The 24,964-nt window shown below is 68.4% G+C and carries 28 protein-coding genes and 3 pseudogenes; 16 read left to right on the top strand and 15 right to left on the bottom strand.

Annotated elements, in window-relative coordinates:
- Window positions 1-424: 424 nt before the first annotated feature.
- Window positions 425-970 (bottom strand): TetR/AcrR family transcriptional regulator, encoded by a 546-nt coding sequence (locus ACGFMP_RS32080; protein WP_393676897.1) that lies wholly within the window; start codon window positions 968-970, stop codon window positions 425-427.
- A 170-nt stretch (window positions 971-1,140) separates the two neighbouring features.
- Between ACGFMP_RS32080 and ACGFMP_RS32075 the strand changes: the two genes are divergently transcribed.
- From ACGFMP_RS32075 to ACGFMP_RS32060, 4 genes are all read left to right on the top strand, one after another.
- Entirely contained in the window at window positions 1,141-1,980 is an 840-nt protein-coding gene (locus tag ACGFMP_RS32075) for an oxidoreductase (RefSeq protein WP_393676896.1), read from the top strand.
- Window positions 1,981-2,093: 113 nt separating this feature from the next.
- Window positions 2,094-3,236 carry an SDR family NAD(P)-dependent oxidoreductase gene (locus ACGFMP_RS32070; RefSeq protein ID WP_393676894.1) on the top strand — a complete coding sequence of 381 codons (1,143 nt, stop codon included), beginning with the start codon at window positions 2,094-2,096 and terminating at the stop codon, window positions 3,234-3,236.
- A gap of 5 nt (window positions 3,237-3,241) precedes the next feature.
- On the top strand, window positions 3,242-4,693 hold the full coding sequence (locus ACGFMP_RS32065; protein ID WP_393676892.1) for an aldehyde dehydrogenase: 1,452 nt from the start codon (window positions 3,242-3,244) through the stop codon (window positions 4,691-4,693).
- A gap of 358 nt (window positions 4,694-5,051) precedes the next feature.
- The gene (locus tag ACGFMP_RS32060) at window positions 5,052-5,444 is read left to right on the top strand and encodes a carboxymuconolactone decarboxylase family protein (RefSeq protein ID WP_393676890.1); all 393 of its coding nucleotides are present in this window, start codon (window positions 5,052-5,054) and stop codon (window positions 5,442-5,444) included.
- A 399-nt stretch (window positions 5,445-5,843) separates the two neighbouring features.
- On the opposite strand, the gene ACGFMP_RS32055 is transcribed toward ACGFMP_RS32060, so the two are convergent.
- Complete coding sequence (locus ACGFMP_RS32055; protein ID WP_393676888.1) at window positions 5,844-6,362, bottom strand: nicotinate-nucleotide diphosphorylase; 519 nt, start codon at window positions 6,360-6,362, stop codon at window positions 5,844-5,846.
- A gap of 230 nt (window positions 6,363-6,592) precedes the next feature.
- Between ACGFMP_RS32055 and ACGFMP_RS32050 the strand changes: the two genes are divergently transcribed.
- The 3 genes from ACGFMP_RS32050 (at window position 6,593) to ACGFMP_RS32040 (ending at window position 8,987) form a co-directional block, all read left to right on the top strand.
- A complete protein-coding gene (locus ACGFMP_RS32050) occupies window positions 6,593-7,018 on the top strand; it encodes a winged helix-turn-helix transcriptional regulator (RefSeq protein ID WP_393676887.1) in 426 nt (141 codons plus the stop codon).
- Between the two features lie 381 nt (window positions 7,019-7,399).
- A complete protein-coding gene (locus tag ACGFMP_RS32045) occupies window positions 7,400-7,960 on the top strand; it encodes a carboxymuconolactone decarboxylase family protein (protein WP_393676886.1) in 561 nt (186 codons plus the stop codon).
- Window positions 7,961-8,702: 742 nt separating this feature from the next.
- The gene (locus tag ACGFMP_RS32040) at window positions 8,703-8,987 is read left to right on the top strand and encodes a gas vesicle protein K (RefSeq protein WP_393676911.1); all 285 of its coding nucleotides are present in this window, start codon (window positions 8,703-8,705) and stop codon (window positions 8,985-8,987) included.
- A 377-nt stretch (window positions 8,988-9,364) separates the two neighbouring features.
- On the opposite strand, the gene ACGFMP_RS32035 is transcribed toward ACGFMP_RS32040, so the two are convergent.
- From ACGFMP_RS32035 to ACGFMP_RS32025, 3 genes are all read right to left on the bottom strand, one after another.
- On the bottom strand, window positions 9,365-10,351 hold the full coding sequence (locus ACGFMP_RS32035; RefSeq protein WP_393676885.1) for a TIGR03557 family F420-dependent LLM class oxidoreductase: 987 nt from the start codon (window positions 10,349-10,351) through the stop codon (window positions 9,365-9,367).
- A gap of 29 nt (window positions 10,352-10,380) precedes the next feature.
- Complete coding sequence (locus tag ACGFMP_RS32030) at window positions 10,381-11,103, bottom strand: HAD family hydrolase (protein ID WP_393676910.1); 723 nt, start codon at window positions 11,101-11,103, stop codon at window positions 10,381-10,383.
- A 103-nt stretch (window positions 11,104-11,206) separates the two neighbouring features.
- On the bottom strand, window positions 11,207-11,473 hold the full coding sequence (locus tag ACGFMP_RS32025; RefSeq protein WP_393676883.1) for a DUF4235 domain-containing protein: 267 nt from the start codon (window positions 11,471-11,473) through the stop codon (window positions 11,207-11,209).
- 191 nt (window positions 11,474-11,664) lie between these two features.
- Here ACGFMP_RS32025 and ACGFMP_RS32020 point away from each other — a divergent pair, with 191 nt between their 5' ends.
- From ACGFMP_RS32020 to ACGFMP_RS32000, 5 genes and pseudogenes are all read left to right on the top strand, one after another.
- A complete protein-coding gene (locus ACGFMP_RS32020) occupies window positions 11,665-12,060 on the top strand; it encodes an FAD-dependent oxidoreductase (RefSeq protein WP_393676881.1) in 396 nt (131 codons plus the stop codon).
- A 204-nt stretch (window positions 12,061-12,264) separates the two neighbouring features.
- Window positions 12,265-13,242, top strand: a complete 978-nt coding sequence (locus ACGFMP_RS32015; protein WP_393676879.1) for a YihY/virulence factor BrkB family protein — start codon at window positions 12,265-12,267, stop codon at window positions 13,240-13,242.
- A gap of 193 nt (window positions 13,243-13,435) precedes the next feature.
- Window positions 13,436-13,630: a hypothetical protein gene (locus ACGFMP_RS32010; RefSeq protein ID WP_393676877.1), complete on the top strand. Its 195-nt coding sequence runs from the start codon at window positions 13,436-13,438 to the stop codon at window positions 13,628-13,630.
- A gap of 47 nt (window positions 13,631-13,677) precedes the next feature.
- Window positions 13,678-14,382, top strand: a pseudogene (locus ACGFMP_RS32005) (integrase); the annotation flags it as partial.
- Between the two features lie 169 nt (window positions 14,383-14,551).
- Window positions 14,552-15,214, top strand: coding sequence for a class I SAM-dependent methyltransferase (locus ACGFMP_RS32000; protein WP_393676876.1), 663 nt, complete (start codon window positions 14,552-14,554; stop codon window positions 15,212-15,214).
- Window positions 15,215-15,277: 63 nt separating this feature from the next.
- On the opposite strand, the gene ACGFMP_RS31995 is transcribed toward ACGFMP_RS32000, so the two are convergent.
- Window positions 15,278-16,528, bottom strand: a complete 1,251-nt coding sequence (locus tag ACGFMP_RS31995; protein WP_393676874.1) for an IS256 family transposase — start codon at window positions 16,526-16,528, stop codon at window positions 15,278-15,280.
- Between the two features lie 119 nt (window positions 16,529-16,647).
- Between ACGFMP_RS31995 and ACGFMP_RS31990 the strand changes: the two are divergent.
- Window positions 16,648-17,040: pseudogene (locus tag ACGFMP_RS31990) on the top strand (integrase core domain-containing protein); the annotation flags it as partial.
- Here ACGFMP_RS31990 and ACGFMP_RS31985 read toward each other — a convergent pair.
- From ACGFMP_RS31985 to ACGFMP_RS31950, 8 genes are all read right to left on the bottom strand, one after another.
- Window positions 16,977-17,213 (bottom strand): NAD(P)-binding domain-containing protein, encoded by a 237-nt coding sequence (locus tag ACGFMP_RS31985; RefSeq protein ID WP_393676873.1) that lies wholly within the window; start codon window positions 17,211-17,213, stop codon window positions 16,977-16,979. The pseudogene ACGFMP_RS31990 and the gene ACGFMP_RS31985 sit on opposite strands and share 64 nt — an antisense overlap.
- Window positions 17,214-17,317: 104 nt before the next feature.
- Window positions 17,318-18,259, bottom strand: coding sequence for an SDR family oxidoreductase (locus tag ACGFMP_RS31980; protein WP_393676871.1), 942 nt, complete (start codon window positions 18,257-18,259; stop codon window positions 17,318-17,320).
- 65 nt (window positions 18,260-18,324) lie between these two features.
- Window positions 18,325-18,948: an NADPH-dependent F420 reductase gene (locus tag ACGFMP_RS31975; protein WP_393676869.1), complete on the bottom strand. Its 624-nt coding sequence runs from the start codon at window positions 18,946-18,948 to the stop codon at window positions 18,325-18,327.
- 48 nt (window positions 18,949-18,996) lie between these two features.
- A complete protein-coding gene (locus ACGFMP_RS31970; protein ID WP_393676867.1) occupies window positions 18,997-19,212 on the bottom strand; it encodes a hypothetical protein in 216 nt (71 codons plus the stop codon).
- A gap of 144 nt (window positions 19,213-19,356) precedes the next feature.
- The gene (locus ACGFMP_RS31965; protein WP_393676865.1) at window positions 19,357-19,545 is read right to left on the bottom strand and encodes a hypothetical protein; all 189 of its coding nucleotides are present in this window, start codon (window positions 19,543-19,545) and stop codon (window positions 19,357-19,359) included.
- Window positions 19,546-19,600: 55 nt separating this feature from the next.
- Window positions 19,601-19,900: an LLM class flavin-dependent oxidoreductase gene (locus ACGFMP_RS31960; RefSeq protein WP_393676864.1), complete on the bottom strand. Its 300-nt coding sequence runs from the start codon at window positions 19,898-19,900 to the stop codon at window positions 19,601-19,603.
- Between the two features lie 134 nt (window positions 19,901-20,034).
- The gene (locus ACGFMP_RS31955) at window positions 20,035-20,658 is read right to left on the bottom strand and encodes an NADPH-dependent F420 reductase (protein ID WP_393676862.1); all 624 of its coding nucleotides are present in this window, start codon (window positions 20,656-20,658) and stop codon (window positions 20,035-20,037) included.
- Window positions 20,659-20,771: 113 nt separating this feature from the next.
- Window positions 20,772-21,506, bottom strand: coding sequence for an SDR family NAD(P)-dependent oxidoreductase (locus tag ACGFMP_RS31950; RefSeq protein ID WP_393676860.1), 735 nt, complete (start codon window positions 21,504-21,506; stop codon window positions 20,772-20,774).
- Window positions 21,507-21,665: 159 nt separating this feature from the next.
- Between ACGFMP_RS31950 and ACGFMP_RS31945 the strand changes: the two genes are divergently transcribed.
- From ACGFMP_RS31945 to ACGFMP_RS31935, 3 genes and pseudogenes are all read left to right on the top strand, one after another.
- Complete coding sequence (locus ACGFMP_RS31945) at window positions 21,666-22,577, top strand: LysR family transcriptional regulator (protein ID WP_393676859.1); 912 nt, start codon at window positions 21,666-21,668, stop codon at window positions 22,575-22,577.
- Window positions 22,578-22,754: 177 nt separating this feature from the next.
- Window positions 22,755-23,057: a hypothetical protein gene (locus tag ACGFMP_RS31940; RefSeq protein ID WP_393676857.1), complete on the top strand. Its 303-nt coding sequence runs from the start codon at window positions 22,755-22,757 to the stop codon at window positions 23,055-23,057.
- Window positions 23,058-23,161: 104 nt separating this feature from the next.
- Window positions 23,162-24,253, top strand: a pseudogene (locus tag ACGFMP_RS31935) (integrase core domain-containing protein).
- Between the two features lie 50 nt (window positions 24,254-24,303).
- On the opposite strand, the gene ACGFMP_RS31930 reads toward ACGFMP_RS31935, so the two are convergent.
- Window positions 24,304-24,927 carry an NADPH-dependent F420 reductase gene (locus tag ACGFMP_RS31930; protein ID WP_393676855.1) on the bottom strand — a complete coding sequence of 208 codons (624 nt, stop codon included), beginning with the start codon at window positions 24,925-24,927 and terminating at the stop codon, window positions 24,304-24,306.
- Between the last annotated feature and the right edge of the window lie 37 nt (window positions 24,928-24,964).

Raw genomic sequence — 24,964 nt, 5'->3', positions numbered from 1 at the left:
CCCGCACCACGACACCAGCCGGCCCGAGGCGAGTGGGCGGTGTTCCTGAAAGCCCAGGCCAGCGGCCTGCTCGCCACGGACTTCTTTCACGCGGACACCATCGCAGTGCAGCGTCTGTACGCCTTGTTCGTCATGGAGGTCCGCACCCGCACCGTTCACATCCTCGGCGTGACCGCCCACCCCAGTGCCGCCTGGGCGACCCAGCAAGCCCGGCAACTCCTGTGGCACCTCGGCGACAGGGCTGCCGATTTCACCCACCTCATCCGTGACCGCGACACCAAGTTCACCGCCGCGTTCGATGCTGTCTTCGCCAGCGAAAACATCACCGTGACCAAGATTCCCCCGAGAAGCCCGAACTGCAAGGGGAGCCGCATGCTGCTGTCGCGGTCGTCGGGCCTGCCCTGTTCCGCGGTGGGTGATGGTGTCAGGTCGCGCCGAGGCCGTTCAGGAGGGTGGCGGCGACAAGATCGGCGGCCTGCGGGGGTTCCAGGTCGGGGAACCGGTGGGCGACGGTGTCGACGAGTTCGTCCAGGATTGTCCGTGCCCAGGCCGCGTCGACGCCGGCTCGCAGGTAGCCCTCGTCCAGCGCGCGGCGGATGAAGGCGTCGAGGCGCGCACTCTGCTCCTCCCGGCGGCCCCGGGCGGCGGGGTCTTTCTGCATCATCAGGCGCATGTCGACCGGCCATTCGCGACTGACGGGGATGATCCCCTCCAGGTAGCGGTGGAGGGCGACCGGCAGGGGGGACTCGAGCAGGCGGGCTTCGTCCAGAACGCGTTCGGCGGAGTCGAGCTTGGCCTGGAAAACGGCGCTGAGCAGGGCTTCACGGTTTGCGAAGCGGCGGTGGATGGTCGTCCGGTCCACTCCGGCGGCGCCGGCGATGGCCGCCATGGAGGTGCCCGGATCCTCCGCCAGGAGTCGAGCTCCGGCATGGAGGACGGCAGTCAGGTTACGCGCGGCGTCAGCTCTCATGATGCCGCCATTCTACGCATGGGCTCCACTTAGCTGACTAACATCCTCACATGAGATGTGGCACCAGAATTTAATGCATCATCGATGTTGCAATTAGGCAGATTTTGTCTACAGTGGAGTTGCTGTCCCGTTCGGGGCGGTGAAGCAGGTGACGAAACGAGGCACGCGTCATGGCACGGACCTGGCTGATCACGGGGGGCTCGCAGGGCCTGGGCAGGGCCCTGGTGCTCGCGGCCCTGGGGGCCGGCGACAACGTTGTGGTGACCTCCCGCAAGCCTGAGGCGCTGGCTTCCCTGAGGGCCGAGCACCCGGACCAGCTGGAGGCGGTTGCGCTGGACGTCACCTCGGCGTTCCAGTCCCGGGGCGTGGTGGCCGCGGCGGTGGAGCGGTTCGGATCGGTTGACGTCGTCGTCAACAACGCCGGCTACGCCACCAGCGGCTCGATCGAGGACTTCCCCGAGGACGAGTTCCGCGCGCAGGTCGATACCAACCTGTACGGCGTGGTCAACATGACCCGGGCGGTCCTTCCCGTCATGCGCCGCCAGCGGTCCGGGCACATCGTGCAGATCTCCTCAATCGGCGGACGTGTGGGTGGTACGCCTGGCCTGAGCGCCTACCAGACCGCGAAGTTCGCCGTCGAGGGGTTCTCCGAGGCATTGGCGAACGAGGTGGCACCGTTCGGTGTCCACGTCACCATCGTCGAGCCGGGCGGCATCCGCACCGGCTGGGCTGCGGGTGCGGCGGAGCCTTCCGGTCCCATAACCCCCGACTACGAGGAGACTGTGGGCCTGTGGCTGGCCCGGTTCGCGGACTACGCCGGCAACGAGCCCGGCGACCCGGACCGCATGGCCCGCGCGATCATCGGCGCCGTGGATGCCGAGGAGCCCCCGCGTCGGCTGCTGCTCGGCAGCGACGCCCTGGGGATCGCGATCAGCTCGGAGGAAGGCCGTCTGGCCGAGGCCAACAAGTGGGCCGAGGTCAGCCGTTCCACGGACTACCCCACCACCTGACGGCAGTGTGCGGGCGCGGCAGCGAGCCGGTCGAAGCACCGGATCCCCGGGCCGCCCGCGCCGACCGACCGCCCCGCCCCGCCGGCCACCGATTCCAGGAGGAGCGAGAAACAATGACCAAGACCTTTCTGATAGCCGGTGCCGCTGGGGGCCTGGGCGGCCGTGTCGTCACGGTGGCGCTCGCCGCCGGCCACAACGTGGTGGCGACCGACCTGGTGCCCGACGCGGTGCCCGTCCCCCAGGAGCACCGTGACCGGCTGCGCGTACGCGCCTTGGACGTGACCGACCCGGCCTCCGCGCGTGACGCGGTCGCCCACGCGGTCGCCGAGTTCGGAGCCGTCGACGTGCTCGTGAACAGCGCCGGCGCCCGAAGTGTCGGCTCGATCGAGGACATGCCCGAGGACGAGTTCCACCGCGATGTGAACGTCAATTTTTTCGGCGCGGTCAACACGGTCCGCGCCGTGCTTCCGGTGATGCGCCCGCGTCGTTCGGGCAGCATCATCAACCTCTCCACCATCGGAGGCCGGCGCAACCAGCCCGGTCTGGGCGCCTACCAGTCGTCGAAGTGGGCGCTGGGCGGGTTCACCGAGATCCTCGCGCGTGAGGTCGGCCCCATCGGGATCCGCGTCACGCTGGTGGAGCCGGGCGGCATCCGCACCCCCTGGGCAGCCGCCCCGATGCCGGTACCGGACATCCACGACGAGTACGAGGAAACAGTCGGGGCCTTCGCTCGAACCTACAACAACAACCCCGACGTGCAGCGTGGTGACCCGACCAAGATGGCCGCCGTGATCCTGCGTCTCACCGAGGAGCCGGCCCCGCCGACGCGGCTTCTTCTGGCTCCGACGCGGCCTGGCTCGCCCCGCAGATCGCCCGGGCACGCGCTGTGGAGGACGCGGAGTGGCATGAGCTCAGCGTGTCCACCGACCGCGACGGACTCGGTGATTTCGCCGACTCCGCGGTCGCCCAGATGGTCCGCCCGCCCAAGAAGGGCTGACCGGGAGCGATCCGCCTGCCAGCCCGATTCTGGGCCGCGTCAGCCCCTGCCCGGCTGCCAGCGACATCACCACGACGAACTTCCGCGAGCTGCCGGGCGCACGCCCCAGAGCGTGCGGCCACGGCCGACGGCAGCGTATTCCCCGGCCGCACCCGCAGCTCGTCTGCCGGCGCAGCACCGATCGGGGCGCGCACCTGCGGTTGCGCGCCTCCCCATCTCCCTCCCCCTTCCTCACCCGACACTGAACTTGAAGGAATGACAGACATGACTGTGCGTGACCGTCTGTATATCGGCGGTTCCTGGGTTGCTCCCAGCGCCCCGGAGCTGACGCTCGACATCTTCTCCCCGCATGACCAGTCGGTGCTCGGCCGCGTGGCGCAGGCCGCGCCGACCGACGTGGACAAGGCCGTCGCCGCGGCCCGCGCCGCCTTCGACCACGGTCCGTGGCCACACACCACGCCGGCAGAACGTCAGGAAGTCGTGCGCCGTTACGACGCGCTGCGTACCGCCCGCGCCGACGAGATCGCCGCGGCGATCTCCGCGGAGAACGGTTCAGCCGGCTGGTTCACCAAGGTCGGCCAGCCCTTCCTGACCCGCCAGGTGAACGCCTACCTCAAAGCGGCCGAGGAGTTCGGCTGGGAAGAGGTCGTCGCGCCGTCCGACCCGTCGGTGGCCTTCGACACCATCGTGCGCCGTGAGGCGATCGGTGTGGTCGCCGCGGTCATACCCTGGAACTCGCCGTTTTCCGCCGCCACCGCCAAGCTGGTCCCGGCCCTGCTGGCCGGTAACACCGTCGTGCTGAAGGTCTCCCCGGAGAACTCGCTGAGCATGGCCCTGCTGGCGGAGCTCTGGCACGAGGCCGGCCTGCCCGAGGGCGTGCTCAGCGTCATTCCGGCGGACCGTCGGACCAGCGAGTACCTCGTCTCGCATGCCGGGGTGGACAAGATCTCCTTCACCGGTTCGACGCGGGCCGGCCGCCGTATCGCCTCCATCGCCGGCGAGCAGCTGAAGCGGGTGGGCCTGGAGCTGGGCGGCAAGTCCGCCGCACTCATCCTGGACGACGCGGACCTTACGGCCGCGATGCAAGGTCTGCGGTTCGGCTCCCTGGGCAACAACGGCGAGGCGTGCATCCTGCAGACCCGCATCCTGGCACCCCGCAGCCGTTACGAGGAGGTCGTGGCCGCGGTGAAGGAGATGGTCGAGTCACTGAAGGTCGGCGACCCCTCCGCTCCCGACACCTTCATCGGCCCGATGATCCGCCGCGACCAGCAGCAGCGCGTCATCGACTACATCAACATCGGTATCGAGGACGGCGCGCGCCTGGTGACCGGCGGCCGGCACGTCCCCGAAGGCCTGGAGAAGGGCAACTACGTCACCCCCACCGTGTTCGCCGACGTCGACAACAGCATGCGCATCGCGCAGGAGGAGATCTTCGGCCCGGTCCTGGTCGTCATCGCCTACGACGACGATGACGACGCCGTCCGCATCGCCAACGACTCCCAGTACGGCCTGTCCGGCGGTATCTGGACCTCTGATCCCGACCGTGCCCTGGCCACCGCCCGACGGCTGCGCACCGGCACAGTCACGCTGAACGGATCGCCGATCAGCTTCGACGGCCCCTTCGGCGGCTACAAGGCCAGCGGCCTCGGCCGTGAGTACGGCAAGGCCGGTCTGACCGGCTACGTCGAGCACAAGTCCATCACCCGCACCCGGTAGTCACACCCCAGCGGGACGGACTGCCGGAGAACGAAGGGCCCGTCCCGCACGGCTCCCGATCCGCCCACGATCCAGGGGCCGCTCGAAGACCATGGGGGGATCCCCGCCGTCGCAGTCCGGACTGGACATTCGATCCACGCCCTGTAGCCCGGACGGTTCACCCGACCGAGCAGACCGATTGCACACGGTGCGAGCATGGAAATCAGCCTCGTGCGACGAACAGCCGTCCCGCCGCCCCGGCGAGCAGCAACCCCAGCGAGTGGGGAACCACCCTGACCCGCAGCCGAACCCTGAACGGCGCGTGGTGGCCAGGACCGCCGGCCCACCACCCCGCACCACCGACCGACAAGGAGCAGAGATGAGTACCGACGACGTCTACGAGCAGGCGCTGGACACCGCAAGCGAACTCCTGGGACAGCGCCTGGAACTCCCGATGAGCCCCGGTGAACCGGCCTCCGGAGCCGACTTCCGCAAGGTCGCGACGGTGCACACGTTCGGGGACTCATGGACCCGTACCGCACTGTCGACGCACGACCGATCCCTGGTCTCCGTCGCCATCGCCGCGACGCTGGGCGCCTTCGAACCGCTGCGCGGGCAGCTGCGCATCGCGCTCAACAACAACGTCACTCAAGACGAGATCGTCGACCTCTTCATCCACCTCGGCGTCTACGCAGGAGCGGCCCGCGCCTTCGAGACATACCAGGTCGCCTTGTCCGTCTTCGCCGAGAACGCTTCGTCCAACCCCGTCTGATTCTCCAGCATCCAGGCCTGTGCGGGCAGGAGCTGGTCCCAGCCGAGCCGTTGTGCTTGGACCCATGCGCCGAGGCCTTCGCCTTGGAGGGTGGCCTGGCCGGGTGGGGACGGGTGCGCCGACGGTGATCAGAGCGCGGCACCGGCAGTAGCAGCGCTGCCAGGCGACGGGCCAGGCGGGACACCACGACGGGTCGATGGCCTCCAGAGCGTCCCTGCGCTGTTCGGTGAGCGCACCCGTGGTGGAGCCGACCGGCAGGCCGACGTCGCGCCCCCGGATCCACCCACGACGCCCGCCTGCGCCTGATCACCCAAGCCTCCCACCAGAATACGCCGCACGCCTCATGGCAGCCCTGCTGCACCGACTGCCGACGGACGCGCTGGGGTGGCATGCCGCGCATCAGGCAACAGCGCCGAGGGGGCGTCCGCCCCAGCGGATGCCTTTCTCGCTGCGGCCACCGCCGACGGTCACCGCGTACTTGTCGAGGGCACGCAGGCCCGGTGCCGTCTTGCGGGTGTCCAGAATGCGGGTCCTGGTCGCGGCCACGGCCTTGACGTAGCGGTCGGTCAGTGTCGCGATGCCGCACAGGCGCTGCAGGAAGTTCAGCGCCGTGCGCTCGCCGGTGATCAGGCTGCGCGCCGGACCGGACAGGCGCAACAGGACGTCGCCGCCGGTCAGCCGGGCGCCATCGGCGACGCTCGCCTCGATCTCGACCTCGGGATCGACCTGCGCGAAGACCTCGGCGACCGTGGGGAGGCCGGCGGCAATGCCGCTCTGCCGGGTGCGGACTTCGGCCGTGGCCGCCAGGTCTTCGGGAACGCTCCACGCGGTGGTGATGTCGTTCCCCGAGGCGTCCTCGGCCAGGGCAGCGGCGACGGCGGTTCGTCCCCCAGCCGAGGGAAACTGTGTCGTAGTCATCTGGTCTCCAACTCCGAGTGGGCGTTGAGCCTGGCGGTCACCACCACTGACGCAGTTGCAGCGCAGGTAGTGCTCCCAGGCGGTGATCGTGGGGTTACGCAGCGCACGGTGCGGTGCGACACGGGTGGGCGGTTGCCACGACGGCCCCCTTCGTTTCGTTTTCCGAAGCGATCGCCGATGGTAGCGTTTCGGAATCCGAAGCATCAACCTTGGAGGCTGGACTCCACGCCATGCCAACCCCAAAACCCCGCAGGCCAGTTCGCGGTTCGACCACCGGTCGCCCCCTCATGGCCGCACTCGACCTGTTCGGACGGCGGTGGAGCCTGCGCATCCTTTGGGAGCTGCGCGGGGGCCCCCTTGGGTTCCGCCCACTGCAGAAGCAGTGCGACGACATGTCCTCCAGCGTGATGCGGCAGCGCCTGACCGAACTGCTGGATGCCCACGTAATTCACCAACTACCCGACAGCCGGTACGAGCTCACTCCACTGGGGCGGGATGCCTGCCTCGCACTCGGCCCCCTCGCCCAGTGGTCGGAGCGCTGGGCGGAGATGCTCGACCCGCAACCGGCGCACCGCAACAGCGAGCGGCCTGCCGACGGCACCTCGCGTCCCGACGCCGTGGGCGACGGGACGCCCGAGAGGGGTTCCGCCGGGTGACGCCCAGGCGGTCTGGGTTGACGGCACACTCGGAACCTCCGCCGGCAGTAGGTCCTCGCCGAGCTGGGCAAGGTGATGGGCGTCGCCGTGCAGAGTGAGCACGCGGGCGCCAGTCCGCTCGCCCAGCCGGGTACTGAGCACGCTCGATGACGTGCGTTCACAACGGCGCTGCAACTTTTCGAAACCTGCCGGGGCTTGGTTCCCACAGGATGCGCAGCGCCCAGCGCCGCCCGAGCGGCTCGAGTGCAGCCATGACCGGGCGCCCTGAATCGGACCTCGTGCCGGTGAACCCGGCCGAGGCGTTCTGGCTTCCACGCCCACTCCTTGCGCTTCGGGTTTCGAAGCACCATAGTGATTCGAAAACCGAAGCAGGAGGTGCCCATGCCGCGCATCGAACCGCTCACCCCGCCATATCCCACGCCCATCGACCAGGCACTGCGCCGATGGATGCCTCCCGGCGTGACACACGAGCCGCTCACGCTGTTCCGGGTACTGCACCACAACCCGGAACTGGCCTCACGCATGTTCGCCCTGGGGGCTGGCCTACTGAGCCGCGGTCTTCTTCCCGCCACCGACCGCGAGATCATCATCGCCCGAGTAACCGCACGCACCGGCTGCGCCTACGAATGGGGGGCACACGCCGCGACCCTCGCCCAGCAGGCCGGACTGAGCCAGGAACAGCTCCAGGCCACCACCGACATCGACGGCGCAGCCCACACCGCGTGGCTGCCTCGTCATGCGGCACTGTTCAACGCCGTCGACGAACTGCACGACACAGCACAACTCTCACAACCGGCCTGGGATTCCCTGAGCGCCCACTACGAAGACGCCCAACTCCTGGAGTTCCTCGTGCTGGCCGGCTGGTACCGAACCATCAGCTACCTGGCCAACGGGCTCCTCCTGGAGGAAGAGCCCTGGGGCGCCCCGTTCCCGGCGCAGTGAGCCCTTTCCCAACTTCACGCCGAGCTGGCCAGATGTAGAGCGAGGACGGCTTGAGCGGGACATCGTTCACGACTTCATCCAGACAAGGATGCCTGGTGAACTGAGCGATTGGTACGAGTTGTAGGCAGGGCTCCATCGCCAACTGAGACATCGTCCTATCTCGACCGCACACCACAATCAGCCAGTCCCTTGCGAACCTGTGGGGCTCAAAAGCACGAATCGCGCCTGGTTCTGTAGCCCGCCACCGTGAAGAACCCGGAGCCCAGGTCCCTCAGCTGCGACTCTTGCTCGCCTGGGACCATGCTTCGTGATCACGTCAACGGTGTACGCCGTAACCCGTCGTCTGCTCTCCCTGCCCGCGTTGCTGCTGCGGCGTGACATCTCCAAAGAGGCGGAGCTACTGGTGCTGCGGCACGAGAACGCGGTCCTGCGCCGACAAATCCCGCGCGTGCGCTACAAACCAGCCGATCGACTGTGGTTCGCCGCGCTCGCGCACCTGATATCGCGCCGCCGCTGGGCCCAGGCCTTCCCGATCACCCCCTCCACACTGCTCGCCTGGCACCGCAAACTCGTAGCCAAGAAATGGGGCTACAGCCGGCAACGCCCACCCGGACGCTCGCCCACGGCCACCGCCGTCAAAACCCTGATCCTGCGCATGGCTGCCGACAACCCAGGATGGGGCCACCAGCGCATCCACGGCGAACGAGCGCGTTCCCACCCCCTGGGGCGACGGAGGGCCGCTGTGACCGAAGCCCGCATCGACCTCGAACCCCGGCGTGCCGCCCAGGACCTGGCGTCCCTGGTCCTGACCGTGGTCGAGCTCCTGCGTCAGCTCATGGAACGCCAGGCGATCCGCCGGATCGACCAGGGCACCCTCACGGACGATCAGGAGGAGCGCATCGGTACCGCCCTCATGCTGCTCGACAGCCGCATGGACGAGCTCTGCGCCGCGCACGGCCTGCGCCGCGAGGACCTCCGACTGCACCTCGGTCCCCTCGGCCCACTCCTGTCGGAAGACGCCTGGTGACGACGGGGTCAATCTGGCCGCCGAACCTCACGCAAAGCGGCACTGACGTCCGCGCCCCCGCCGCTCACTCCTTGGGCTGGGCACCCGCGAGCACGACCTTGCCGAGGCCGCCACCTCCGATTGGGGCATCGGCCTCGGGCCGGGCGGCGGCAACGCGGGCGGGCGCGTCGTCGCGGCGGGCCCGCCGGCCAAGGTGGCGAAGGGCTGCCGCAGCGCCGCCGCGCCCTATCGCGCGGCCCGGTTCGCCCGCTCCTGACGACGGCGCGAGGAGCCGGGTACCGGGCAGGCAGTGGCAACGCAAGGGATCTGGCGGTCTCCTCGCCGGCCGGACAGCGTTTGCGGGCCAGGTGAGGCGTGGGGGTCGACGTGGTATACCGCTACCGTGATGGCTGAGGGTCGGCGGGCGCCGTGGCGGTGAGCCGGGGCAGGATGTCGTTCCTGTAGAAGTCGAAGAACTGCCGCTGGTCCGGGCCGATCTGGCCGACGTACACCTCGTCGAATCCGGCCCGGGTGTAGGCGGTGACCGCCTCGATGTGTTCGTCGGCGTTGTCACCGCAGACGACCGCCTCGGCGATCATGTCCTCGGTGACGAGGGCGTTCGCCTGCTGGAAGTGTTCCGGCGTCGGCAGGATCTGCGGCAGTTCGCCGGGGAGCTGCTCGTTCGGCCAGAGCCGGTGCACGGTCGTGACCGCGCGGTGCCGGTCGGTGTCCCAGCAGACCTTGAGGCCGCCGACGACCGGTTTCCCGGCGCCACCCGCTTTTCGGAAGGTTTCCACCAGGGAGGCGTCGGGCTGCATCGTCACGAACCCGTCGCCGATCCGCCCGGCCAGTTCCGCCGCGCGCGGGCCGAATCCGGAGATGTACAGCGGCGCCGGCTGGTCGGGGAGGGTGTAGAGGCGCGCGTTCCGCACCGCGTAGTGGGTGCCGCGGTGCGTGACCCGCTCACCGGTGGACAGCTTCCTGATCACCTCCACCGCTTCCTCCAGCATCTCCAGACGCACGTCGGCGTCGGGCCAGTCGTCATCGAGGATGTGTTCGTTCAGCGCCTCGCCGCTGCCCAGCCCGAAGCGGAAGCCTCCACCGGTGAGCACGGCGGCGGTGGCCGCGGCCTGCGCGTTGACCGCCGGGTGGATGCGGATCGTGGGGCAGGTCACCAGCGTGGTGATCGGCAGCGACGTCACCTGGGACAGGGCGCCGATCATCGACCAGACGAAGGCGCTCTCCCCCTGTTCGTCGTTCCACGGGTGGAAATGGTCCGAGATGGCGAGCCCCTGAAAACCGGCCTCCTGCGCCATGCGGGCCTGGTCGAGAAGCTCACCCGGGGTGAACTCCTCGGAGGAGAGAAAATATCCGTAGCGGGTCACGGCGGTACCTTTCCTTGCGCTGAAGGCGTTCAGGCCCTGTCCGGAGGGGCGGCGAGGACACTGTCGTCGAGGCGGGTGAGCAGTTCGGCCGGGGAGTCGTAGACGGTTTCCATCCCGGACTCGTGAAGCTCCTGCCGGGTCCAGCCGCCGGTGAGCACGCCCAGGCAGCGGACCCCTGCCCTGCGCGCGGCCTGCCCGTCCCAGGCGGCATCCCCGACGAAGACCGCGTGCTCGGCCGGAACACCGGCCTTGTCCAGCGCCTGCTCGACCAGGTCGGGGGCCGGCTTGCTGGACGAGACGTCGGAGGCGGTGGTGACCGCGGCGATCGCGTCGCCGGCGTCGAGCGCGCGGATCATCACCTCGGCCTCGTTCTTCTTGGCGGACGAGGCCAGCACGACCCGCCAGCCGCGGGCGGCACAAGCCCGCAGCAGGTCGTGCGCCCCGGGCAGCGGGGCCAGCCGGGACCAGTACTGCGCGTAAAGGGTGTCGTGGGCGGCGCTGAGCGCCGCGTCCCCGCCGTGGTCACGCTCCTCACCCAGGAGCGCGTCGAGCAGGTGGTCGCTGCCCATGCCGATGCTCCGGTGGATACGCGCCATGGCGACCTGCGCGCCCTGCTGTCTCAGCGCCTCGGACCAGGCAACCGTATGCAGGTAGACGGTGTCCATCAGCGTACCGTCGACGTCGAAGAGCACCGCTCCGACGGCGTCGGATGACGCCGGTCCGGCCGCGTCGTCGCCGGGTGACTCGGGCATGGTCATGCCTCATCCTCTCCGCGCTTCCGGGGGGTCGCGCCCCGCCAGGGCCGAACGGGTCCAAGTGCTTCTGACAGGTCGCCGCCAGGGGCCGCGGGCAGCGTCACTGCGGCCAGTTCCCCGTCACGCGTTGCACGGCGTGCGCACCGACGCGTTCCACCGTCGCCTTCACCACGGCGAAGATGGCGCCCTGGACAGCGGCCGCGAGCAGGATCTCCTGCCAGCCGCGGTCCTTGTCGGTGGCGTCCGGCGCGTCCTCCTGGTGGGTCACCAGCTTCCAGGACTGCCGGAACACCGCCCCTGCCACGGCCCCGTTGACCGCGCCGAGCAGCAGCCCGACCGGCTTGTACGCGAGCGCCGCGGCCTTCATTCCCGACCCCCGCGTGGCGTCGTCATGTATTCGGTGGACATGGAGCAGATCCTCGCGATCGTCTCGGCGGCATCTGGCTGTCCGCGTGCCCCGCGAACGCCACACCACCCGCCCGGCAGCGGCGTACGGCTGTGCGGGGGAATCCGCGGCGGGGCGCGGGTGGCGCCCGCGGGAAAGGGAACGCGCAGGGCATGCCGAACAACGGAGCACTGCCCGGGGCCGCCGAGTCGTACTGGATGAGCAGCACCGACTCCACGCGTTTCGCGCCACTGACCGCCGACGTCACCGTGGACGTGGCGGTGGTCGGTGGCGGTATCGCAGGCCTGAGCGCGGCGTGGGAGGCGGCAGAGTCGGGGCGCTCGGTCGCCGTCGTGGAGGCCGACCGGATCGCCGCCGGCGTCAGCGGATACACCACGGCGAAACTGACGGCCCAACACGGCCTGATCTACGAACGGCTGCTGCGCACCCGCGGGCCGCAGGGGGCCCGCACCAACGCCGCCCGGTCCGCCTTGGGCGGCCGCGTCACCCGAACCACTATCAGCGCCGCTCAACGCCTCCTGGCCCGGCACTCACCAACCGGCGCCTGATCCCCTGCCGACTGCGCGAGCGGCAGGCGCAGCCCCGGGGTGCTCCGGTGGCCGATCCGCGGTTGCAGGGTTCAACCCGCCGCTATCTGATGAGAAGGATCGGCGTCGCCCGCTCTCGCGCAAGGGGTCGACGCGCAGGGTGAATCGTCGGCCACCGAACGACTCAGGTGGACTCGGAATGCGGGTGCGCCAGGAGGGTGAACGATGGCGGAGGACGGTCCGGAGCGCGGCGACGCCGCTCACGAAGCCGCGCATCGTGCGGAGACTGCCCCCGCGAAGCCGTCGAATCTGCCGCAGGGGGCCTCGCGCGGGATCCTGCGTCGCACGGTCAAGGAATACAAGGCTGACAACCTGGCCGACTTGGCCGCGGCACTCACCTACTACGCAGTGCTGGCGATCTTTCCGGCGATACTGGCGCTGGTGTCGATCGTGGGCCTGCTGGGCCCATCCGCGGTCAGGTCGCTGACCGACAACATCACCACCCTCGCGCCGGGGCCGGTACGCACCGTACTGACCAGCATCGTGAAACAGGTGCAGAACAACCAGGGGTCGGCGGTGATCGCCCTGGTCGTCGGCATCGTCGTCGCCCTGTGGTCCGCTTCCGGCTACGTGGCGGCCTTCATGCGAGCCGGCAACGCGGTCTACGACATCGGCGAGGGCCGCCCGGTCTGGAAGACCCTCCCGACCCGCCTGGCCATCACCGTCTTCATCGTCGTCATGCTGGCCGCCATCTCGGTGGGCATCGTCTTCACCGGAAAGCTAGCCAGCAGGACCGGAAGCGTCCTGGGCCTGGGCGACACCGCGGTCACCGTCTGGAACTACGCCAAGTGGCCCGTGATGGTTGTCCTGTTCGCACTCGTGGTCGCGGTCCTGCACTGGGCAGCGCCGAACGTCCGGCACGGCTTCAGATGGGTGACGCGCGGCAGCCTGCTGAGCGTCGGCCTCTGGCTCGTCGCCTCCGCCGCCTTCGCGGTCTACGTCGCCCACTTCAGCAGTTACAACAAGACCTACGGCACCTTCGCGGCCATCATCATCTTCCTCATCTGGCTCTGGATCTCCAATATCGCCCTTCTCCTGGGACTTGAATTCAATGCGGAGACCGAACGTGCGCGGGCTATCGCGGGCGGCCACCCCTCCAAGGAGGAGCCGTACGTCGAGCCGCGTGACAACCGTGAATTCTGAGGTTTGGCCACGTCTGCTTGATGTCAGTGACGACCTCGCCGCACTGGCCACCCCGATACGTCGACACCGTCCTCACAGCCGCCCACGCCCGCAGTCGAAGCGGGATGCCGCCAGCGGGCCGGGCGGGCCTGCGCGACGGCCCGCAATCTGCACCTGCCCTTGAGGCGTGCACCGCCACCCGGAGAGGAAGCCCTTGGCACGACGTAGTGAGTACGACACGGGCAAGGCCGCCGGACCTCTCAAGGTCCCGGTCGCAGCCACCCCCTGGGCACACCACGCCGGGCTGGTGCTGGCGCCGGACGCCTCCCCGGGACGGTGGAGTCGGCGGGCGGTCGAGGCGATGGACGTGGCCGCGATCCTGTCCGGTTCGGAAACTCATCGCTGCTGATGGTAGGCGTCTGGCGCGGCATCAGGGTCTGCTGGAACCCTGTCCGGGTGATCGTCTCACTGATGTATCGGGTGGTACGCAAGCTCCTCACGGTCCCGGCGGTGCTGATGCGTCGTGACATGGCCAAGGACGCGGAATTGCTGGTGTTGCGCCACGAGAACTCGGTGCTGCGCAGGCAACTCACCGGTCCTGTGCGGTACAAGCCGGCGGATCGGCTATGGCTCGCGGCACTGTCCTCGCTGATCCCGCGGCGTCGGTGGGCGCAGGTGTTCCCGGTGACGCCCGCGACGCTGTTGGCGTGGCACCGCAGACTGACCACTCGGGAGTGGGACTGCAGCAAGCGCCGGACCAGGTCCGGCAGACCCATGATGGCGGGGGCGGTAAAGGCTCTGGTGGTGCGGCTGGCCAAGGAGAATCCGAGGTGGGGCTGCCGTCGGATCCAGGGCGAACCGGCTCGGCCCGGGCATCCGGTCGGCTCGACGACGGTCTGGGAGATCCTGACGGCGGCCGGCAAAGATCCGACCCCCAGACGCAGCGGGCCGACGTGGCGTGAGTTCCTGACCGCGCAGGCCAAAGGCATCGTCGCCTGCGACTTCCTACACATCGGCCTGGTCGACCTGCGCCAGGTGTACGCGCTGGTGTTCCTCGAGCACGGGACACGCAAGCTGCACATCGCCGGCGTAACCGCCCACCCCACGGGGGCGTGGACGACACAGCAGGCAAGAAATCTTGCCGTCGAACTGGGTGCGCGGGAGTAATTGTCAAGACCTGTGGATGGCCCGCTCGATGGTTGTCCCGATGACTGCGGACGTGACCTCCGCGACCTGACGGGTTGTGACTCTTTGCGGCCGCTTCAGCGGTTGCGCTGCGGTGATCGAAATTGGATCGTCTGCGGCTCGTAGTCAGCCGTAGGGTGCGGCAATGGACTGGAATGGCTGGCATGACAAGTACGACGTAGCGGACTCCTGGATGGCACGGAGGCTGCGGACCGTTCAATCGCAGACCCGGGCTGCCCTGGACGATGCCCCGGCCGGGCCGCTGAAAGTGATCAGCCTGTGCGCCGGGGACGGTCGTGACCTCCTCCAAGTCCTGTCCGATCATCCGCGCCGCCACGAGGTGCGGACGAGGCTTGTCGAGTTGGACGCCCGCAACACTGCCGCGGCTTCGGAGACGGCCCGCCTGGCAAAGCTGGACCAGGTCGAGGTGGTGACGGGTGACGCCTCCCTCATCGACCAGTACCGGGACATGACCCCCGCGGACCTCGTTCTGATCTGCGGGGTCTTCGGAAACATCACCGACAGCGACATCGAGCACACCATCGGCGCTTGCAGCCAGTTGTGCAAGACCGGTGGCACCGTCATCTGGACCCGCAACCGTGCCACCCCGGACCGAGTGCCCATGATCTGCGATTGGTTCTCTGCGCAGGGTTTCGAACTGAAGTGGCTGTCGGAACCGGATGCCGGCTTCGGGGTCGGTGTGCACCGGTTCACCGGCACGCCTCGACCCCTGCGCACCGGCACCCGGCTGTTCGAGTTCGTGGGCTACGACCTGCTCCGTCAGCGCGAGGCTGCACAATCCGGCTGACCTCTGTCGTGGCAGCCAGACTCTTGTCTGAGTGTTTGCCTATCCTGGACAGCCGCCACAAGATCAGGCAGCGACCTGCGAACGTTCGACCAGGATGCCGTTCTCGAACCGGGTGCCCGCACGGACCAGGGGGACAAGGTGTGCTCTGGTGATTGCGCGCCAGCGGTCCTGGGCTGACTCGACGAGCTTGAACACCATGGCGAGGGCGGCGGCCGGGCTGCCGGCCCCGCGAGTGACCTTGGTGCGGAGCTTGACCGTGGAGAATGTCGACTCGATCGGGTTCGTGGTCCTCAGGTGGATCCAGTGCTCGGCCGGGAAGTCGTAGAACGCCAGCAGCTCATCGCGGTCATCGGTGATCTTTGCGACAGCCTTCGGCCACTTCGTGCCATAGGTCCTCGCGAACGCCTCGATCGCCTTGTCTGCGTGGGCGCGGTCCTCGGCGTTGTAGATCTCCTGCAGGGCCTTCGTTGCGCCTGGCTGTGCGGACTTTGGCAAGGCGTTCGTGACGTTTCGGGCTTTGTGGACCCAGCACCTCTGGTGCCGGGCAGCGGAGAAGACCTCGGCCAGGGCCATCCACAGGCCCATCGCGCCGTCGCCGACGACCAGCTCGGGGTCGCGCATACCGCGACGGCGACAGTCGCGCAGCAGGTCGGCCCACGACTCGGTCGACTCCCGCAGTCCCTCCGCGAGCGCGATCAGCTCCTTGGTGCCGTCCAATCGCACGCCGAGCAGGACCAGTACGCACGAGTGCGCCTGGCCGAGTCTCACCTTGGGGTGCACGCCGTCGGCCCACACGTAGACGAAGTCCCGGTCAGACAGGTCGCGGTCCTGGAAGGCGGTGTGGTCGTCCTGCCACTGCTTCGTCAGCCGGGTCACGGTCGCCGGCGACAGTCCGGCCGCCGAGCCGAGGAACTGCTCCAGCGCGGGAACGAAGTCACCGGAGGAAAGTCCGTACAGGTAGAGCAGCGGCAGAACCTCGGAGACCTTCGGCGACTTGCGGCACCACGGGGCCAGGATCTTGGAGGAGAACCTCTTGCGTTCGCCGGTGGCCTCATCGACGCGGCGGTCGTTGACGCGTGGCGCGATGACCTCAACCGCGCCGGCCGCCGTGGTAACGGTTCGCGGCTGGTGGTGGCCGTTGCGGACCACCAGGCGGTGCCCGCGCTCGTCCCGTTCGGCGGTCAACTCAGCTATGTACTGGTTGACTTCCGCCTCCAGAGCGGCGGCCAGCATCCGGCGGGCGCCTTCGCGGACGATCTCGTCGATCAGGGCGCCGGACTCGGTGGTGCCGTCGGCGGTGACTACGCTGAGCACGGGCGTGCCTTCCCGACCCGCGCGCCAACGCGGGCCTACTCGGTGACCATCACAGGATCATTCGGGAAGGTACGCCATCCACGTCCCACCCGGAGCTGATCCACAGGTCTTGAGCATTGCTCGGTGCGCGGGTCGAGTCGCTGCGCTTCATGCTCCGCGACCGGGACGCGAAATACACCAAGCCCTTTGACGCGGTCTTCGCAGCCGACAGCATCGAGGTCATGCAGACCGCGCCTCGGGCTCCCCGGATGAACGCGCACTGTGAACCTGTCATCGGCACCCTGCACCGCGAGGCCCTCGACCACATGCTGATACGGAACGAGTCCCACGCCCGGCAAGTCCTCAATACCTACGCCCGGCACTACAACGGTCATCGCCCACACCAGGCCAGGGGCCAACTCTCCCCGCTCGCCCGAGAACACACAGCGCCCACGACCGCTCCAACCCCTCACCGGCTCCTACGCACACGACTGCTCGGTGGCGTGATCAACGAGTACGGATACGCGGCCTGACCAGCAGCGACGAGTTTCCGAACGGCACACCCTGGCCCCAGTCTCGCGACCGTGTCCGCGAGCGTCCCGGGACCGCGCGAGTTGCTGAGCACGACCTGGTGGCCGGCCTCGACGGCGAACCGCGCGATGGTGCTGCCGATGGCTCCGCTTCCGATGAGTCCCACGGTCGTCATGTTCGCGGCGTCCTTCCAGAAGAGCCTTGTCCTGGTACGAGCCTCGTCGTCAGAGCCTCGTCCTTGCCATGTGCCGGTTCCGTCGCGATCCGGGTCCCCTGCCGTCAGCCGGCGGGGAGGTAGTGGCCGTTGTCCAGATCGGCGAGCAGGCGGGGCTGAGCCGGCTCCCAGCCCAGGGTCCGGCGGGTGATGAGGTTGGACGTCGGGTAGCTCTGCGTGACGACGTTCGTAAGGAACCCGAAATGTGCCGGCAGGATCAGCTCGTCCAGGGGAACGCTCATGGCGGGCAGGCCCAGGCGGCTGCCGATGGCCTCGGCGATCTCGCGGAACGGGACGCCCCCGTCCTCGACCGCGTGCCAGTAGCTGCCGGCCGGGCCCTTCTCCAGCGCCAGACGGAACAGGGATGCGGCATCGCGGGCGTGCACGGCGTTCCACCGGTTCGCGCCGTCTCCGGGGTAGCCGGCGAAGCCCTTCTCCTTCGCGAGCGCGATCAGCATGGGGAGAAAGCCACGGTCGGTCGCGCTGTGCATGATGTTGGCGATCCGCACGACCGAGGACCGTACGTTCTGCTCGGCGAGTCCGATGACGGCGGACTCCACGACATTACGGGCACGCAGGGTGCCCTTGTGCTCGTCGCCGACGGGCAGGGCCGGGTCTTCCTCGGTACCCGGCCGGCCCAGGTACGTCCCGGTCCCGGGCGAGCCGATACTTCCCGCCGCGACCAGCGGCTTACCGGTCCCCGCGAGGGCCTCGCCGTACGCGAGCATGACCGGGAGCTCTGCGGCGGCCACGGCGGCCATCCCGCCGGAGGGAAGCAGGTCCTGCCGGTGCGCGACGTGGATGACGCCGTCGGAGTCCACGGCCGCCTCCTTGAGCCCGTCGAGGTCCTGGAGGTCGCCGCGGCGCTTCTTCGCGCCGAGCGCGGACAGTGCCGTGGCGGCCCTGTCCGACCGGACGAGGCCGGTGACCTCGTGTCCTGCCGCGATGAGTTCGGGGATGATGTACGAACCGGAATGGCCGGTCCCGCCAGTGACGAGGACTCGCAACGTACTGCTCCTTGTCGGTGATGTGGTGCGCGAAGTGGTGGTGCCGGGTGGTGGTGCGGGTGTGCTCAGCCGCGGAGGTCGACGCCGAGGGCGACGTCGAAGGTCCCCGCGCCGTTCCGGGCCAGGCCCATCAGCAGCGGCCCGATCCCTTCCAGCCAGCGGGCCATCTCCAGGCCGCCGACGTCGAGGGGACGCAGTCCGAGACTCCCGATGAACGCCGACACGTCGGCCTTGGCCCGTGCGTCGTCTCCGGCGAAAAGCACGTCCAACCGACGCTCCTGGACCAGGACATGGCCGAACACTGTGTTGAACGCCTTCACGACGTGCGCGCCCGCCGGAGCCGCCTTGGCGATCTCCTGCGCACCGGACGTGCCCTCGGGAGTGACCACCCCGGTGGCGTCGGCGTCGAACGTGTTGGAGATGTCGATGATGACCTTGCCGGCCAAGGCATCCCCGTACTGGGCGACGACCGGCACGGCGCTGGTGTAGGGCACGGCGAGGACAACGATGTCGCCCACAGGGACGGCGCCGAAGGCCCCCACCGTGGCCCCGGCGCCGAGCTCGGCAGCCAGGCCCTTGGCCTTGGCGGCGTCGCGGCCGATCAGCTCGACGGAGTTACCGCCCGCTACCGCACGTGAGGCGATGGCGTGGGTCATGCCGCCCAGACCGATGAAACTGATGCTGCTCATGGTGAGTTCTCTCTTCCTCTGGTTTCCTCGGTGGTCGCTTCTTAGGTGTCACAACCGGCCGGTACGCTCGATCACCTGGCCGGCGAAGTCGAGCAACTGGTCAAGGCCGGCGAACATCGTGAAGGCATCGAAGTACGCCTCATCGACACCGGATTCGGCGTACCGCTTCAGGTGGTCCGCGACCGAGTCGACGGACGTGCCCGGCTCGAGGTTGATCCGCATGGCCGTCTTGAGTGCGTCGGGATCGCGGCCGGCCTCCTCCACCGCTCAACGCGCGATCGACCACAAGCGGCCGGCGCCCTCGTCCTGACTACTGGCCGGCGCAGCGGGCGCCGGCCCTTCGGCCCCGAGCCAGCCGACCCCGCTGCGGCCGACCCGGCGCATCGCGGCCTCACTGGCACCCCCGATCTAGATGGGCGGCCCACCCGCCTGGACCGGACGGAGGTCGGCATGGACCGGTGGCATGGTGAAGAACCCGCTGTCCCAGGACACGGGACTGGTCGTCCACCACGCCCGCAGGAACGCCAGCGTGTCATCGAGCATCTTGCCGCGCCGGCCCCAGTCCGCGCTGCGGGCGATGTCGTACTCCTGCTTCATCCACCCCACCCCCACACCCACGCCGAGGGGCCGCCGCTGAGCACGTCGAGCGTGGTCAACTGCCGGGCCAGGTGCTGCGGCTCGTAGTAGATCGTGCTGAGGGTGCTGCTTTGTTCAGGCGCACCCGGTCGGTCGCCGCCGCAGCGACGGTCAACAGCAGCATCGGATCGAAGGAGCGGGCCATCTGCGGCCCCCGGTCCAGATAGCCGTTGCCCAGATCAACCGGCATGACCAGGCGATCGCCGACCCACAGGGTGTCGTAGCCGAGGTCCTCGAGTCCGCGGACGAAAGCGCTCAGGGCGGGGGCGTCGCTGACCGCGGGCCCAACAAGGGGGATCACGAAACCGAGCTGCATTGCGTTGCGCCTCCTCGGGCGAACTCTTTCGCCACTATTGATATCTGACATCTGGCATCGACGAGTCGGTGGTTCCGTCAATCAGCCGGAGCGCACGGCGCCCTATTCGTCGACTGTTTGGTCAGCCCTGGGGGTCAGCCCGTAAACTCGTTGACGCCCAGGGCGAAGTTCACGTGGCCGATTCCGTTGCCGGCGAGGCCTACCGTGAGCACGCCCGCTCCTTCGAGCCAGTGCGCCATCTTCAGTCCGCCGACGTCCAGCGGGCGCAGTCCGAGGCTCTTGATGAATGCCGCCACGTCCGCCTTGGCCTGCGGGTCGTCACCGGCGAAGAAGACGTCGGGCTGGCCGTTCTGCAGGACGCCACGGAAGATGGTGTTGAAGGCCTTGACCACGTTGGCGTCGGCCGGGGCCACCTTGGCGACTTCCTGCGCGATCGAGGTCTCCTCGCTGTGGGCCAGGCCGTCGCCCGTGGTGTTGAAGGGGTTGCTGATATCGACGATGGTCTTGCCCGCGAGGGCGTCCCCGTACTGGGCGACGGTCGGAACGACCCCGTCGTACAACATGGCCGTGATGACGATGTCCCCGGCCGGGACGGCGCCCCACTCACCCGTCGTCGTACCGCCGCCCAGAGCCTTGGCCAGGGCCTCGGCCTTGGAGTGATCGCGTGCCATGATCTCGACGGGGTTGCCGCCCGCTACCGCGAGTGCGCCGATCGTGCGGGCCATGTTCCCCGCACCGATGAAGGTGATGCTGCTCATGAGCTGTGCTCTCTTCCTGTTCTCGGGGACGCCTGTTCTTGGGGCGCCGCTCTGTCTCGTTCGCGCGTGGCCCGGCCGCGTTCGTGCATGACCCGGTCTCGTTCGTGTGTGGTTCAGATAGCGGTGGTGCCGCCGTCGGCGACAAGCTCCAGACCGTTGACGTAGCTGGAGTCGTCGGAGGCCAGGAACAGGGCGATCGTGGCGATCTCCTCGGGGCGGCCCATCTTTCCGCGGGGGATCAGGGTCTCGAAGGCAGTCCTGGTCGTCTCGTCGAACAGCTCTTCCTGCTTGGCCGTGCCGACCTGGCCGGGGGTCAGGACATTCACCCGGATCTTGCGGTCGCGCAGCTCGTTGAGCCAGACACGGGCGAAGGCTTGCTGGACCGCCTTGCTTCCCGCGTAGAGGCTCCAGCCGGGGAAGGCGCCGAGGGAGGCGTTGGATCCGGTCATCAAGATCGAGCCGTGGTCGTTGATCAGCGGCAGTGCCTTCTGCACGGTGAACAGGGTGCCGCGGGCGTTAAGCGAGAAGGAGCGGTGGAACTGTTCCTCGGTGATCTCGCCGAGCATGGCGGGCTCACCCATCCCGGCACTGGCCCACAGTACGTCGATCGAGCCCTTCTCCCTCTTGACGGTGTCGTACAAGCGGTCCAGGTCGTCCAGGTCGGACGCGTCACCCTGGACCGCGGTGACGTTGCGGCCGACCAGGGCGACGGCCTCGTCCAGTGCTTCCTGCCGCCGGGCCTGGATGAATACATGCGCTCCTTCCTCGACGAAAAGCTTGGCCCCGGCCAGTGCCAATCCGGTGGATCCCCCCGTAATCACCGCTACCTTGCCGTCGAGCTTTCCCACGATCACTCCATTGAATTGATGAGTAGCAATTACCGATCCCGAATCCTTGTACCGAATTCTCTCGGCCCCATGAACGATGCCATTGGCCCGAGCGGGTGTCCAAGACCCGTTTTAGCCGTGGTGATAACCTCAAGGCATTGCCGGACCGGGAGGGGCTCCATGGATCTGGATCTGCGCAAGTTGCGCTACTTCGTTGCCGTCGCCGACAGGCTGCACTTCGGCCGCGCCGCCGAGGACCTGCACATCGCGCAGCCGGCGCTCAGCCGGCAGATCCGCGCACTGGAACAGGATCTGGGCGCCCCCCTGTTCACCAGGGACAGACACGGCGTCACGCTGACGGACGCGGGCCGACAACTCCTGGACGACGCCGGTCCCTTGCTCGCCTCCGCGCAAGCGGTCAGGCGCCGGGTGACCGCGGCTGCCCGTGGCGGCCGGCGGCTGGTGGTCGGTTTTCGGGCGGGGATCCCGGTCATCCCCGCGGCGCGAGAGTTCGGTGGCCGCCATCCGGACGTGGTCGTGGACGTGCAGCGCATGGAATGGGACGACCAGGTCCCTATGCTGCTCGACGGCCGCGTCGACGTCGGCTTTGTGCGGCTGCCTGTCGACGAGACCGGCCTGCGCCTGACCCCGCTCTACACCGAGCCGCTCATGGTGGCGCTGCCCGCGGACCATCCGCTGGCCGGCAAGGAGGAGGTCACCGAGGCGGATCTGGCCGGTGAACCGCTGATCTGGCATGCCGACCCGAGCACGCAGCCCACGAGGCGTCCGCTCCCCGACTCCGGGCTCCGGGTGCGCGGGGTGGAGGAGAAGCTCGAGCACGTCGCGGCCGGCCGTGGCATCTCGTTCGTGGGGCGCTCGGAGACCGTGTTCTACTCGCGGCCGGACATCAGGTACGTACCCGTCCCGGACCTGGCGCCCGACCAGGTATTCATCGCGATGGCAGCGTCGCGCACCTCGCCGCTGGCCGACGACTTCTTCGCCGCGGCTCAGACGACGGCTGAGATCACGGCGGAATGCGGGAACTATGAGATGTGGCAGCTGGTGACCGATGCCGCTGCAGAGCGCGGTTGAGTAGTTCGGCTGGCAACAGCCGAACCCGACCTGACGCTCACCCCGTTCGGCGTTGTCCTTGCCGATTACCTCATCCGCCCTGGTCAGCGCTGATATGCGTGGCAGCCGGGCTGCTCGGTCCGGAGGGTTGCTCGGGGCTCTGGAGGGGGGACGATGATCCCGACATGGTGATCGTTTGTGCTGTGGAAACTCGCTTACCTGGGCGTGACGAACGCCTTCGCGATGCTGCGCCTGCTGCCGATGACCGACCGGGACAAGGACACGGAGATTCTGGCCCTACGCCATCAGATCGCGGTACTGGAGCGACAGCTGAACTGGCAACGAGTCGCCTTCGCAGCGGGCGATCGAGCATTCCTGGCAGCGCTCCTGCACGGCCTCCCAAAGGACGTACTTCGACGTATGCGGCTGCTGGTGCGCCCTGACACGGTCCTGCGCTGGCACCGTGACCTGGTAGCCCGCCGGCACTGCGCGTGCCGATAAATCATCCGCCCAGGTCACGGCCTTGATCGCTGGTCTGCTACTGGCCTGCTCCCAGCACTCGATGTCTGCACCTGCGCACGGCAATCGAGGCATCATGATCTATCGTGCTCCTGCGCCTGGCCTATCTCGCCGCGACCAACGCCTTCGCCTTCCTTCGCCTGCTACCGGTGTGCGATCGCGACAAGGACATCGAGATCCTCGCCCTCCGGCACCAACTGCTGGTTCTCCAACGCCAGGTCGGCAAGCCCACCTTCACCGACACCGACCGGGTGATCCTCTCCGGCCTGCTCCATCACCTCCCGACGGACAAGCTCCGGAACTTCCTGCTGCTGGTACGTCCCGACACGATCATGCGATGGCACCGCGACCTACTCAAACGGCGCCACGCCGCGACCTGTGCACCCAAGCGGCGCGGACGACCACCCACTGTCCGCTCCATCCGCTCCCTCATCCTCCGTCTGGCTCGCGAGAGCTCCTCGTGGAGGTATCGGCGCATACACGGCGAGCTCGCCGCCCTGGGTATCAGGGTCGCCGCGTCCACCGTCTGGGAGATCCTCAAGGACCACGGCATCCCACCGGTTCCGGAACGCCAGAACACCACCTGGGCCGACTTCCTGCGCGGCCAGGCCAGCGCCCTGCTCGCCTGCGACTTCTTCGAGACCCGCACCCTGACCGGGGCACGCCTGTACGTCTTCGCCGTCATCGAGCACTCCACCCGCCGCATCCGGATCCTGGGCGCCACCGCACACCCCACCGCTCAGTGGGTGGTACAGCTCGGACGCAACCTCCTCATGGACCTCGAAGACGCAGGCAGCACAGCCAGGTTCCTCATCCGCGACCGCGACTCCAAGTTCACCGCCTCCTTCGACGCACTGCTCACCGACACCGGACTCCAGATCGTCAAAAGCGGTGTCCGCATGCCGCGAATGAACTCCATCATGGAGCGCTGGATATAGACCTGCCGGCACGAACTCCTCAACGGAACCCTGATCTGGAACCAGAGCCACCTCCTCCACGCGCTCAGGGAGTTCGACACCTTCTACAACGGGCACAGACCCCACCGTGCCCTGAACCAAGCCGCTCCACTCCGACCACTCCCCCACCCGCTCAACGAACCAGCACAGATCAGACGCCTCGAAGTCCATCGACGAGACCAACTCGGCGGGACACTCAACCAGTACCAACATGCCGCGTGACCAGGCCGGATGATTTATCGGCACCCGCAGGATCGCGGGTGCCGGTGTGCTCAGGCGGACGTGTCGACGCCGAGGGTGAAGTTGAAGTTCCCTGCGCCGTAGCGGCCCAGGCCCATCATCACCAGGCCTGTCCCCTCCAGCCAGTGCGCCATTTCCAGGGAGCCGGTGTCCAGCGGCCGCAGCCCGAGGCTCTTGATGAATGCCCCCACCGTTGCCTTGGCCTGGGCGTCGTCGCCGGCGATGAGCACGTCCAGCGGGCGGCCCTGGGCCAGGACGTGGCCGAAGACGGTGTTGAACGCCTTCACGACGTGCGCGCCGGCGGGGGCGACCTTGGCGATCTCCTGCGCGATGGAGGTGCCGACAGCGGTGGTCAGCCCGGTGGCGTCGGAGTTGAAGGCATTGGTGATGTCGATGATGACCTTGCCGGCCAGCACGTGCCCGTACTGGGCGACGACCGGCGCCGCGTTGTCGTGCGGCACGGCGAGTATGACGATGTCGCCGGCCGGTGCGGTGCCGAACGTCCCGGCCGTGATGCCACTGCCGAGGGCTTCGGCCAGGTTCTTGGCCCTGGCCGCGTCGCGGCCGATGACCTCGACGGCGTTGCCTCCTGCGACCGCCCGGGCGGCGATGGTGCGGGCCATGTTTCCCAGGCCGATGATGCTGATGTTGCTCATGATGTATCTCGTTTCACAGTGGTGACAGATGTGGTGG

This window comes from Streptomyces sp. NPDC049040 (assembly GCF_043197715.1).
Classification (GTDB): Bacteria; Actinomycetota; Actinomycetes; order Streptomycetales; family Streptomycetaceae; genus Actinacidiphila.
The sequence above is the reverse complement of the archived record's forward strand: the minus strand, read 5'-3'. Positions and strand labels throughout refer to the sequence as shown.

Excerpts from the sequence above, each read along its gene's own strand:
- ACGFMP_RS32020 (WP_393676881.1), top strand. The coding sequence starts at position 11,665 with ATGCCGAACAACGGAGCACTGCCCGGGGCCGCCGAGTCGTACTGGATG.
- ACGFMP_RS32015 (WP_393676879.1), top strand. The coding sequence starts at position 12,265 with ATGGCGGAGGACGGTCCGGAGCGCGGCGACGCCGCTCACGAAGCCGCG.
- ACGFMP_RS31965 (WP_393676865.1), bottom strand. The coding sequence starts at position 19,545 with ATGAAGCAGGAGTACGACATCGCCCGCAGCGCGGACTGGGGCCGGCGC.
- ACGFMP_RS32065 (WP_393676892.1), top strand. The coding sequence starts at position 3,242 with ATGACTGTGCGTGACCGTCTGTATATCGGCGGTTCCTGGGTTGCTCCC.
- ACGFMP_RS31945 (WP_393676859.1), top strand. The coding sequence starts at position 21,666 with ATGGATCTGGATCTGCGCAAGTTGCGCTACTTCGTTGCCGTCGCCGAC.
- ACGFMP_RS32045 (WP_393676886.1), top strand. The coding sequence starts at position 7,400 with ATGCCGCGCATCGAACCGCTCACCCCGCCATATCCCACGCCCATCGAC.
- ACGFMP_RS32055 (WP_393676888.1), bottom strand. The coding sequence starts at position 6,362 with ATGACTACGACACAGTTTCCCTCGGCTGGGGGACGAACCGCCGTCGCC.
- ACGFMP_RS32070 (WP_393676894.1), top strand. The coding sequence starts at position 2,094 with ATGACCAAGACCTTTCTGATAGCCGGTGCCGCTGGGGGCCTGGGCGGC.
- ACGFMP_RS32025 (WP_393676883.1), bottom strand. The coding sequence starts at position 11,473 with ATGAAGGCCGCGGCGCTCGCGTACAAGCCGGTCGGGCTGCTGCTCGGC.
- ACGFMP_RS31930 (WP_393676855.1), bottom strand. The coding sequence starts at position 24,927 with ATGAGCAACATCAGCATCATCGGCCTGGGAAACATGGCCCGCACCATC.
- ACGFMP_RS32060 (WP_393676890.1), top strand. The coding sequence starts at position 5,052 with ATGAGTACCGACGACGTCTACGAGCAGGCGCTGGACACCGCAAGCGAA.
- ACGFMP_RS31955 (WP_393676862.1), bottom strand. The coding sequence starts at position 20,658 with ATGAGCAGCATCACCTTCATCGGTGCGGGGAACATGGCCCGCACGATC.
- ACGFMP_RS32080 (WP_393676897.1), bottom strand. The coding sequence starts at position 970 with ATGAGAGCTGACGCCGCGCGTAACCTGACTGCCGTCCTCCATGCCGGA.
- ACGFMP_RS32075 (WP_393676896.1), top strand. The coding sequence starts at position 1,141 with ATGGCACGGACCTGGCTGATCACGGGGGGCTCGCAGGGCCTGGGCAGG.
- ACGFMP_RS32000 (WP_393676876.1), top strand. The coding sequence starts at position 14,552 with ATGGACTGGAATGGCTGGCATGACAAGTACGACGTAGCGGACTCCTGG.
- ACGFMP_RS32030 (WP_393676910.1), bottom strand. The coding sequence starts at position 11,103 with ATGCCCGAGTCACCCGGCGACGACGCGGCCGGACCGGCGTCATCCGAC.
- ACGFMP_RS32050 (WP_393676887.1), top strand. The coding sequence starts at position 6,593 with ATGCCAACCCCAAAACCCCGCAGGCCAGTTCGCGGTTCGACCACCGGT.
- ACGFMP_RS31975 (WP_393676869.1), bottom strand. The coding sequence starts at position 18,948 with ATGAGCAGCATCAGTTTCATCGGTCTGGGCGGCATGACCCACGCCATC.
- ACGFMP_RS31960 (WP_393676864.1), bottom strand. The coding sequence starts at position 19,900 with ATGCAGCTCGGTTTCGTGATCCCCCTTGTTGGGCCCGCGGTCAGCGAC.
- ACGFMP_RS31985 (WP_393676873.1), bottom strand. The coding sequence starts at position 17,213 with ATGACGACCGTGGGACTCATCGGAAGCGGAGCCATCGGCAGCACCATC.